This window comes from Streptomyces sp. NBC_01390 (genome assembly GCF_045040105.1).
In the GTDB taxonomy this organism is placed as follows: domain Bacteria; phylum Actinomycetota; class Actinomycetes; order Streptomycetales; family Streptomycetaceae; genus Streptomyces.
In genome coordinates, this window is sequence record NZ_CP109551.1 from 194,040 (window position 1) to 205,879 (window position 11,840).

The following is an 11,840-nucleotide window of genomic DNA, read 5'->3' on the forward strand; positions in this document are numbered from 1 at the left end:
CGTCACGAGATGCCCAGCTGGTTGTCGATGAGGTCGAAGATCTCGTCGTGTGTGGCGGACTCGATGCGGTCCGCGGTGACCCGGCCGTTCTCCTGTCCGTCGGGTTCGGCGGCTTCGAGGCGGGCCAGTACCTCGCGCAGCCGCTGGGAGAGCCGGTCGCGGTCGGGGGCGTCCGGCGAGAGGCCGGCGACCAGTTCTGCGAACCGGTCCAGCTCCGCGAGGGGCGCGGGAGCCGCCGTCCGGCGGGCCCGGCCGGTGGTCGCGGCGAGGTGGCGGGCGAGCACTTCGGGGGTCGGGTGGTCGAAGACCATGCCCGCCGGCAGCCGTACGCCGGTCGCGGACGACAGCCGGTTGCGCAGCTCCACGCCGGTGAGGGAGTCGAAGCCGAGTTCCTTGAACGCCCGGGTGGGCTGGACCAGTTCGGGCGACGGGTGGCCGAGGACGGCGGCGGCGTGGCCGCGGACCAGGTCCAGCAGCGCGCGCTGGGCGTCCGCCTCGGACAGCCGGGCGAGCCGGTCCGCGAGGCCGGCGGCCTCCCCGCTGCCGTTGCCGTTCGCCGCGGTGGCCCGCCGACGCGGGGTCCGGACCAGGCCGCTGAGCAGTGCCGGTACGTCCTGTCCGCCGCCGGCGCGCAGGGCGGCGGTGTCCAGCCGCGCGGCCAGCAGATAGGCGTCCTCGGACAGGAGGGCCGCGTCGAACAGGGCCAGTCCTTCTTCAGAGGTCAGCGGGGTGACGCCGCTGCGGTTCATGCGCCGTAGGTCCACCTCGCCGAGATGGCCGGTCATTCCGCTGCGTTCCTCCCACATGCCCCAGCCGATGGACAGACCCGGCAGTCCCTCGGCGCGGCGGCGCTCGGCGAGCGCGTCCAGGGCCGCGTTGGCGGCGGCGTAGTTGGCCTGGCCGCCACCGCCGAGCAGGGCGGCGGCGGAGGAGAACAGGACGAAGGCGGCCAGGTCGTGGTCCCGGGTCAGCTCGTGCAGGTTCACGGCCGCGTCCGTCTTGGGGCGCAGTACGCGCTCCAGCTGGTCGGGGGTGAGGGAGGAGACCACCGCGTCGTCGAGCACACCGGCCGCGTGCACCACAGCCGTCAGCGGATGTACGGCGGGTACGCCGGCCAGGACCTCGGCGAGCCGGTCGCGGTCGGCGGCGTCGCAGGCGACGACACCCACCTCGGCGCCGAGCGCGGCCAGTTCGTCGCACAGCTCGGCCGCGCCGGAAGCCTCGGGACCGCTGCGGCTGGTGAGCAGCAGATGCCGGATCCCGTGCCCGGTGACGAGGTGCCGGGCCACCAGGCGGCCGAGGGTGCCGGTGCCACCGGTGATCAGGACGGTGGCGTCGGGGTTCAGGGCGGTGGGCGGCAGCAGCACGTTCTTGCCGGTGTGCCGGGCCTGGCCGACGTGGCGGAACGCCTCCGGGGCCCGGCGCACGTCCCAGCAGGTGAGCGGCAGCGGGGTGAGGGCGCCCTGCCGGAACAGGTCGAGGATCAGGTCGAGCGTCTCCGCGATGCGCTCCGGGCCGGCCTCCGCCAGGTCGTACGCCCGGTAGCGGACTCCGGGGTGGGCGGCGGCCACGGCGTCGGCGTCGCGGATGTCGGTCTTGCCCATCTCCAGGAACCGGCCGCCGCGCGGCAGCAGCCGCAGGGAGGCGTCCACGAACTCCCGTGCCAGACAGTCCAGTACGACGTCGGCGCCGTCTCCGTCGGTCGCGTCGAGGAAGCGGTCGGCGAAGTCGAGGGTGCGGGAGGAGGCGATGTGGTCGTCGTCCAGGCCGAGGCCGCGCAGGACGTCCCACTTGCCGGGGCTCGCGGTGCCGTACACCTCGGCCCCGGCGTGCCGGGCGAGCTGGACGGCGGCCATGCCGACACCGCCGGCCGCGGAGTGCACCACGACCGTCTCCCCCGCCGTGAGGCCGCCGAGGTCGAACAGTCCGTAGTGGGCGGTGAGGAAGGCGATCGGTACGGAAGCGGCCTGGGCGTAGGACCAGCCGGGCGGGACGGAGGCGAGGGTGCGCCGGTCGGCGACCGCGACGGGGCCGAAGGCGCCGCCGAAGATCCCGAACACCCGGTCGCCGGGGGTCAGATCGGTCACTCCGGGGCCGGTCTCCAGGACGGTGCCCGCTCCTTCGCTTCCGAGGATCCGCTGGTCGGGGGCGAGGCCCAGGCTGACCGCGATGTCCCGGAAGTTCAGGCCGGCGGCGCGGACGGCCACCCGGACCTCGCCCGGTGCGAGCGGGGCGCTCGCCTCCGGAGAGGGCACGAGGGCCAGGCCGTCGAGGCTGCCCCCGCCGGTGGTGTCCAGCCGCCAGACAGGTTCGCCGGGCGGCGGCGTGAGCGTCCCGGGCCGGCCGGCCCTGGCGAGCCGGGGCACGAACGGGCTCCCGGCGCGTACGGCGGACTGCGGCTCCCCCGCGCCGAGGGCCCAGCCGAGTGCTCGGGGCAGGGCGTCCGCGGACTCGGCGGTGCCGTCCAGGTCCAACAGGACGAAACGGCCCGGGTGTTCGGTCTGGGCGGCCCGGACGAGCCCCCAGGCCGCGGCCTGCGCGGGGTCGGCCGGGTGTCCGCCGGGTCCGGTGGCGACCGCGTCGCGGGTGACGATGACGAGCGGGGCGTCGCCCGAGCGGGGGTCCGACGGCCACTGCTGTACGACGTCGAGGGTGGCGGCGGCGGTGTCGCGGACCCGGGCGGCCTCGTCGGGGCCGGTGCGGGCCGGGCAGGTCCAGACGACCGCCGTGGGTGCGCCGGAGCCCGGGTGGTCGTGGGACACCCAGCCGGTGAGCGGGGCGGCGGTCCTGGCGCTGCCGGGGGCCGGGGTCCAGTCCAGGCGGTACAGCCCGTCCCGGCCCGCGACAGCCGCGGCCGACAGGTTGGCGCCCGGTGGGCGCAGGACCAGGGATTCGGCGGACAGGACCGGCTGTCCGGTCGGGTCCCAGGCGTCCAGGCTCACCGCGTCGGGGCCGGCCGGGCCGATCCGGATCCGCAGGGCGGACGCCCCGGTGGCGTGGGCTGTGACGCCGTTCCACGAGAACGGCAGCCGGGCCGGGCCGGGCCGGTCGCCGAGCAGTGCGGACGCCTGGAGGGCGCCGTCCAGCAGGGCCGGGTGGAGGAGGTAGCCGGCGCTGTCCGACTGCCGTTCGAGCGCGACCTCCGCGTACACGTCGGTGCTGTCGCGCCAGGCGGCGCGCAGCCCCTGGAAGGCGGGGCCGTAGCGGAATCCGGCTTCGGTGAAGCGGTCGTAGACGCCGTCCAGGTCGACGGGTTCGGTGCCGGCCGGCGGCCAGGCGGCGGGCGCGGGCGGGCCGCCGGAGCGGTCGCCAGGGGCCAGGACTCCGGTGGCGTGCGGGGTCCAGTCCGCGCCGGGGTCGGTCTCGGACCGGGAGTGCAGGCCGAGGATGCGCCGGCCGTCGTCGTCGGGCGGTCCGAGGCGCAGCTGGATGTGGACGGCGTCCCGTTCGGGGAGGATCAGCGGGGCCTGGAGGGTCAGTTCGTCGACCAGGGCGCTGTCCACCTCGTCGGCGGCGCGCAGGGCGAGTTCGAGGAAGGCGGTGCCGGGCAGCAGGTTCGTCCCGGAGACGACGTGGTCGGCGAGCCAGGGATGTGTCCTGGTCGACAGCCGTCCGGTGAGCACCTGCTCCCCGGAGTCGGCCAGATCGACGGCGGCCCCCAGCAGCGCGTGGTCCGTGGCGCCCAGCCCGGCGGCGGCCACGTCTCCGGTGCGGACGGGGGCGTCGAGCCAGTAGCGGGTGCGCTGGAAGGCGTACGTGGGGAGGTCCACCGGCCGGGGTTCGGTGACGGCCGGCCGGGATGTCCCGCCGGTGCGGCCGAGGGCCGGAGTCCAGTCCACGGGGACGCCCTGGGCGTGGGCCTCGCCCAGCGAGAGCAGGAGCCGCTCCCGGCCGCCGTCGTCGCGGCGCAGGGAGCCGACCACGACTCCGGTGGACCCGGTGTCCTCCAGCACCTCCTGGACGGCGGGGGCGAGCACGGGGTGCGGGCTCGACTCGACGAAGGTGGTGAATCCGGCACCGGTCAGGGCCCGGACGGCGGGCTCGAACTCGACGGTGCCCCGCAGATTGCGGAACCAGTACTCGGCGGTGAGTTCGGGGCCCTCGATCCAGTCGGCCTCCAGGGTGGAGAACATCCGGGTGCCCGACGTGGTGGGGGCGATGCCGGCGAGAACGTCGAGCAGTTCGTCCCTGAGGACGTCCATGCCTGCGGAGTGGGACGCGTAGTCGACCTCGATGCGCCGGGCGCGTATTCCGTCCTTCTCGCAGGCGTCGAGGAGTTCCGCCAGCGCCACGGTCTCGCCGGCGACCACGGTGGAGCGCGGGCCGTTCACCGCCGCGACGGAGATCTTCTCGCCCCGGGGGACGAGCAGTTCGCGGACGCGGTCGGCGGGCAGGGCCACGGAGGCCATGCCTCCGTTCCCGGCGACGGCCCGCAGCAGCTTGCTGCGCAGGGCGACGACCTTGGCTCCGTCCTCCAGGGTGAGCGCGCCGGCGACGACGGCGGCCGCGATCTCGCCCTGGCTGTGGCCGAGTACGGCATCGGGCTCGACCCCGTACGACCGCCAGACCTCGGCCAGCGAGACCATGACGGCCCACAGGGCGGGCTGGACCACGTCGACCCGTTCCAGGTCCGCGGCGGAGGCCAGCACACCGGTCAGGGACCAGTCGACGTGCGGGGCCAGGGCCCGTTCGCAGGCGGCCATGCGGGCGGCGAAGACCGGTGAGGAGTCGAGCAGTTCGAGTGCCATGCCGGTCCACTGGGCGCCCTGGCCGGGGAAGACGAACACGGTGCGGCCGACGGCGGTCGCGGTGCCCCGTGCCACGGTGGCCAGGGGCGCGTCGGCGGCCAGCGCCCGCAGTCCGGCGGTCAGTTGCTCACGGTCGCCGACCAGGACGGCGCGGTGGTCGTGGCGGGTGCGGGTGGTGGCGAGGGCGCGGCCGACGGCTGCGGCGCCGTGGTCCGGCCGGGCGTCGGCGTGGTCGGCGAGCCGTTCGGCCTGGGCGCGCAGCGCCTCGGGGGTGTGGCCGGAGAGCACCCAGGGGACGGGGTGTCCTTCGGCGGTGGCCTCGGCTCCTTGTTCCTCTTCCGCCAGGTGCTCCAGCACCAGGTGGGCGTTGGTGCCGCTCATGCCGAAGGAGGAGACTCCGGCGCGACGCGGGCGGCCGGGACCGGCGGGCCAGGAACGCTCCTCGGTCAGGAGTTCCACCGAGCCCGCCGACCAGTCGACCTGCGTGCTCGGCGCGTCCACATGCAGCGTCCGGGGCAGCACCCCGTGCCGCATCGCCTCCACCATCTTGATGACCCCGCCCACCCCGGCGGCGGCCGAGGTGTGCCCGACATTCGACTTCAACGAGCCCAGCCACAGCGGCTCTTGACGGTCCTGGCCGTACGTCGCCAGGACGGCCTGCGCCTCGATCGGGTCCCCGAGCCGCGTCCCCGTGCCATGCGCCTCAACGACGTCCACGTCACCGGGCGACAGCCGGGCGTCGGCCAGCGCCGCCCGGATCACCCGCTGCTGCGAAGGCCCGTTCGGCGCGGTCAGACCGTTGCTCGCCCCGTCCTGGTTCACCGCACTGCCCCGCACCACCGCCAGCACCGGGTGACTGTTACGGCGCGCGTCCGACAGCCGCTCCAGCAGCACCATGCCGACGCCCTCGCCGAAGCCGACTCCGTCGGCGGCCTCGGCGAAGGGCTTGGAGCGGCCGTTGGAGGCCAGGCCGCGCTGGCGGCTGAACTCGACGAACAGTTCGGGGCTGGACATGACGGTGACGCCACCGGCCAGCGCGAGGCCGCACTCGCCGGAGCGCAGCGCGCGCACCGCGAGATGCAGGGCCACCAGCGACGACGAGCACGCCGTGTCGACGGTCACCGCCGGGCCCTCCAGGCCCAGGACGTAGCTGACCCGGCCCGACACGACACTGCCCGAGTTGCCGGCGCCGAGGAATCCCTCGACCTCCTCGGGGATGTGGGGCAGCAGCCGGGCGGCGTAGTCCTGGTGCATCACGCCGACGAAGACGCCGGTGGTGCTGCCGCGCAGTGTCGTCGGGTCGATGCCGGCACGTTCCAGCGTCTCCCAGGAGGTCTCCAGGAGCAGCCGCTGCTGCGGGTCCATCGCGAGCGCCTCACGCGGGGAGATGCCGAAGAAGCCCGCGTCGAACTCCGCCGCGTCGTACAGGAAGCCGCCCTCTCGCGCGTACGAGGTGCCGTGGCGCTCGGTGTCGGGGTCGTGGAGGGTGTCCAGGTCCCAGCCCCGGTCGGCGGGGAAGGCGGTGATGCCGTCGGTGCCGGAGGCGACCAGGTCCCACAGGTCCTCGGGCGAGCGGACGCCGCCGGGGTAGCGGCAGCCCATGGCGACGACGACGATCGGGTCCTCGTCGGCCGCCGTGCCGCTTCCGGTGGTGGCACGGCCGGTGGTGGCGGCCGGGCGGCCGGTGTCCGCGCCGAGCAGTTCGCCGCCGAGGTGGGCGGCGAGGACCTCGGGGTTGGGGTGGTCGAAGACGAGGGTGGCGGGCAACCGCAGCCCCGTGGCGTTGCTCAGCCGGTTGCGCAGATCGACGGCGGCCAGCGAGTCGAAGCCGAGGTCCCTGAAGGCGCGGCCCGCCTCGACGGCCTCGGGCGTCGGATGGCCGAGTACGGCGGCGACCTGACCGCGCACCAGGTCGAGGAGTTCACGGCGGCGCCCCGGGGCGTCCAGGGCAGCGAGCCGTTCCGCCAGCGGGCTCCGGTCGTCGTCGGCGGCGGCGAGGGCGACCTGGCGGCGGGCCGGCAGCCGGACCACGCCGTGCAGCAGACGGGGTACGGGTTCGCTCTCGGCCCGGGCGCGCAGTGCGGCGCTGTCCAGCCGGAGGGCCACCAGGAGCGGTTCGTCCACGGCGAGCGCGGCGTCGAGAAGGGCGAGACCCTGCTCGTCGGTCAGGGGCGGCAGGCCCGAGCGGGCGATCCGGCGGACCTCGTCGTCGCCGAGGTGACCGGTCATCGCGCTGCGCCGCTCCCACAGCGTCCAGGCGATGGACCGGCCCGCCCGGCCCTGTGCCCGGCGGTGCTGGGCCAGGGCGTCCAGGAAGGCGTTGGCGGCGGCGTAGTTGCCCTGTCCGGGGCCGCCGAAGGTTCCGGCGGCGGAGGAGAAGAGCACGAAGGCCGCGAGGTCCAGGTCGGCGGTGAGCCGGTGCAGGTTGAGCGCCGCGTCGGTCTTGGGCCGCAGGACGGTGTCGATGCGGTCGGGGGTGAGGGAGGAGACCACTCCGTCGTCGAGGACTCCGGCGGTGTGTACCACGGCCGTCAGCGGATGCTCGGGCCGTACGCCGGCCAGGACCTCGGCGAGCCGTTCGGCGTCGGCCGCGTCGCAGGCGACGACGCTCACCTCGGCGCCGAGCGCGGCGAGTTCGTCGCTCAGTTCGGCCGCGCCGGGGGCCTCGGGACCGCTGCGGCTGGTGAGCAGCAGATGCCGTACGCCGTGTTCGGTGACGAGGTGGCGGGCGACGCGGGCGCCGAGCAGACCGGTGCCCCCGGTGATCAGGACCGTGCGATCGGGGTCCAGCGTCGGCGCCGGGTCGTTCTGTACGGGGATCCTGGCCAGCCTCGGTACGAGGACCTCGGTGCCGCGCACGGCGAACTGGGTCTCGCCGGTGGCGGTGAGCACGGCGGCGAGGGCGGCGGACACGTCGGCGTCCGGGTCGAGGTCGACGAGGTGGAGGCGGCCCGGGTGTTCGGTCTGCGCGGAGCGCACCAGCCCCCATACCGCGCTGTGCGGCAGGTTCGGCACGTCCTCGCCGGGCCGGGCGGCGACCGCGCCCCGGGTGACCAGGACGAGCCGCGCCCCGGTGAACCGGTCGTCGGCGAGCCAGTCCTGGAGGAGCGCGAGGGCGTCGTGCACGGCGGTGCGGGTGGAGTCGGCGAGCCCCTCGGCGTGCTGGTCGGGGGCGGCGGCGAGGTCGGCTAGCACGAACTCCGGCAGCTCGGCGCCGGCTTGCCGGAGCTCGGTGAGGTCCGCGTAGGCGCTGATGTCCGGGGTGTCGGCGGCGGGGCCCAGGATCGCCCAGGAGGCCGAGGTGGGGCCGGGCACCGCGCGGACGGGTGTCCAGTCGAGGCGGAAGAGGGAGTCGTGGTGGCGGCCGGCGGCCGGGGCCGTGAGGCTGCCTGCGGCGACCGGCCGCAGCGCGAGGCCCGTGACGGTCAGGACGGGCCGACCGGCCTGGTCGGAGGCGTTCAGCGACACCGTGTCCGGTCCGGCGGGGGTGATCCGCAGCCGCAGGCCGGTCGCGCCCTGTGCGTGGAGGACGACTCCGGTCCAGGCGAACGGCATCCGGCCCTCGGCGGCCTCACCGAGGCCGGTCGCGTGCAGGGCGCTGTCGAGGAGCGCGGGATGCAGCCCGAACTTCGCGGCCTCCGCCTGCTGTTCCGGCGGAAGAGTCGCCTCCGCGTACACCTCCTCCCCCAGCCGCCACGCCGCGCGCAGCCCCTGGAACACGGGCCCGTAGGCGAAGCCGCCCTCCGCGAACCGCTCGTACAGTCCGTCCAGTTGCACCGGTTCGGCGCCCGCCGGCGGCCAGGCCGCCGACTCGTCCCGTTCCGGCTCCCCGGCCGCCGGGACCAGCAGTCCCCGCGCATGGCACGTCCACGGCACGTCGTCCGTGCCGTCCGGTCGGGCGTGCAGGCTCAGCGGGCGCCGCCCGTCCCGGTCCGGGGCGCCGACGGCGAGCTGCACGGCGACGCCGCCCTCCGTCGGCAGGGCGAGCGGAGCCTCCAGAGTGAGTTCCTCGACCTGGCCGCAGCCGACCTGGTCGCCCGCCCTGACCGCCAGCTCCAGGAAGGCGGTGCCGGGCAGCAGGACGGCGCCCTGGACCGCGTGGTCGGCGAGCCACGGGTGGGTGCGGGTGGAGAGGCGGCCGGTGAGGAGCAGGCCGTCCCCGTCGGCGAGGGCGACGACCGCGCCGAGCAGGGGGTGGTCGGCGGCGGTGAGGCCGGCCGAGGCCATGTCGCCCTGGGGCGCGGCGGAGTCCTCCAGCCAGTACCGGCGGCGCTGGAAGGCGTAGGTCGGCAGGTCGGCCCGGTGGGTGCCCCAACCGGCGTAGGCGGCCCGCCAGTCGACGCGTACGCCGTGCACGTAGAGCTCGCCGACGGCGGCGAGGAACCTGTCCCGGCCGCCGTCGTCGCGGCGCAGCGTGCCGATGACCACGGCTTCCTCGGCCCCGGCCGCGCGGGCGGTCTCCTCGATCGGGACGGTGAGCACCGGGTGGGGGCTGACCTCGACGAGGACATGGTGCCCGGCGGCCAGCAGGGCGCGGGTGGTCTGTTCGAACTCGACGGTCTGCCGCAGGTTCCGGAACCAGTAGCCGGCGTCCAGGCCGGTGGTGTCGAACGGTTCGCCGGTGACGGTCGAGTAGAAGGGGATGTCGGAGGGGCGGGGGCGGATACCGGCCAGCACGGTGAGGAGTTCGTCGTGGATGCGCTCGACGTGGGCGCTGTGCGAGGCGTAGTCGACGGGGATGCGCCGGACCCGGAGGTCGCGGGCGGTGAGCCGGTCGATCAGCTCGTCCAGCGCCTGCTGATCGCCGGAGACGACCACGGAGGCGGGCCCGTTGACGGCCGCGACGGACAGTCGGCCGTCCCCGTCGGCCAGCAGGGCGCGGACCTCGTCGACCGGCAGCGGTACGGACGCCATGCCCCCGGCGCCGGCGAGCGCGGCGATGGCCCGGCTGCGGAGCGCGACGACCTGGGCGCCGTCCTCCAGGGACAGTGCCCCGGCGACCACGGCGGCGGCGATCTCGCCCTGGCTGTGGCCTGCGACGGCGGACGGTTCGACGCCGTACGACTGCCAGAGCGCGGCCAGTGACACCATCACGGCCCACAGCGCGGGCTGGACCACGTCGACGCGGTCCAGTGGCGGGGTGCCGGGGGCGTCGCGCAGTACGTCGGTCAGGGACCAGTCGGTGTGGGGGGCCAGGGCGCGTGCGCAGTCGGCGATCCGCTCGGCGAAGACCGGGGCGGAGTCGAGCAGTTCGGCGGCCATGCCGGTCCACTGCGATCCCTGGCCGGGGAAGACGAAGGCGGTGTCGGCGCCGGGGGTTCCGGTGCCGCGCAGGACTCCGGGGTCGGGGGTGTCCTCGGTCAGGGACCGCAGGCCGCGCAGGAACCCGTCCTCGTCGGCGGCGATGACGACGGCCCGGTGTTCGAGGGCGGCCCGGGTCGTGGCCAGGGCGTGGCCGACGTCCAGGGGCCGCTGTCCGGGGTGGGCGGCGAGGTGGTCGGCGAGGCGGCCGGCCTGGGCGCGCAGGGCCTCGCGGCTGCGGGCGGAGACGGGCCAGGGCAGGGCGGCCGGGAGGCCGGGCTCGGCGTCGGCGGACGGGTCGGCCTCGCCCTGGGGAGCCGCCTCGGGCTCGGTGCCGGCCTGTTCGAGGACGATGTGGCCGTTGGTGCCGCTGATGCCGAAGGACGAGACGGACGCGCGGCGCGGGGCGCCGGTCTCCGGCCAGGCCACGGCCTCGGTGACCAGTTCCACGGCGCCGGCGGACCAGTCGACCGTGGGGGTGGGCGAATCGGCGTGCAGAGTGGGCGGCACCGTCCCGTGCCGCATCGCCATGACCATCTTGATGATGCCGCCGACGCCCGCCGCGGCCTGAGTGTGGCCCATGTTGGACTTCAGCGAGCCGAGCAGAAGGGGCCGGTCGGCGGGCCGGTCCTGGCCGTAGGTGGCCAGCAGCGCCTGCGCCTCGATGGGGTCGCCGAGCGGGGTGCCGGTGCCGTGTGCCTCGACCACGTCGACGTCGGCCGCGGTGAGCCCGGCGTCGGCGAGCGCCCGCCGGATGACCCGTTGCTGGGCGGGCCCGTTGGGTGCGGTCAGACGGCTGCTCGCGCCGTCCTGGTTCACGGCGGTGCCGCGTACCAGGGCGAGTACGGGGTGGTTGTTGCGACGGGCGTCGGAGAGGCGTTCGAGGAGCAGCATGCCGACGCCCTCGCCCCAGCCGGTGCCGTCGGCCCCGGCGGCGAAGGACTTGCAGCGGCCGTCGGCGGCGAGCCCGCCCTGCCGGCTCATCTCGACGAACGGCACCGGCGTCGACATGATCATGGCGCCGCCGGCCAGTGCCAGCCCGCACTCCCCCCGGCGCAGGGCCTGGGCGGCCAGGTGGAGGGCGACGAGGGAGGACGAGCAGGCGGTGTCCACCGTCACCGCCGGGCCCTCCAGGCCGAAGGTGTAGGAGAGGCGGCCGGAGGCGACGCTGTCGGAGTTGCCGTTGCCGATGTACCCCTGGATGTCGTCGGGGACCTGGCGCAGCCGCAGGGCGTAGTCCTGGTACATCACGCCGACGAAGACACCGGTGTCGCTGCCGCGCAGACCGCCCGGGTCGAGGCCCGCGCGTTCGAAGGACTCCCAGGTGGTCTCCAGGAGCAGCCGCTGCTGGGGGTCCATGGCGAGGGCCTCGCGGGGCGAGATGCCGAAGAACGCCGGGTCGAAGTCGGCGGCGCCGGTGAGGAATCCGCCTTCGGCGGCGTACGTCGTGCCGGGGCGCTCCCGGGTGGGGTCGTGCAGGGCGCCCAGGTCCCAGCCCCGGTCGGCGGGGAAACCGGCGACGGCGTCGGTGCCGGAGGCGACGAGCTCCCACAGGTCCTCGGGGGAGTCGACTCCGCCCGGGTAGCGGCAGCTCATGCCGACGATGGCCACCGGCTCCTGCTGCTGGGCCTCCACTTCCTGCAGCCGCCGCCGGGTGCGGTGCAGGTCGGCGGCGACCCGCTTGAGATAGTCGCGGAGCTTGTCGTCGTTCAGCGTGGCGTCAGTCACTGTGCACCGTCACCTTCGGGGCCTTCGAGCGGGCGGGCTCGGGCGTGGGGAGTCGCCGGGTCG

The 11,840-nt window shown here is 75.5% G+C and carries 1 protein-coding gene; it reads right to left on the bottom strand.

Translation table 11 applies throughout. The features are described from left to right. Positions 1-2 precede the first annotated feature (2 nt). A complete protein-coding gene (locus OG241_RS00825; protein ID WP_405812820.1) occupies positions 3-11,777 on the bottom strand; it encodes an SDR family NAD(P)-dependent oxidoreductase in 11,775 nt (3,924 codons plus the stop codon). Positions 11,778-11,840 lie beyond the last annotated feature (63 nt).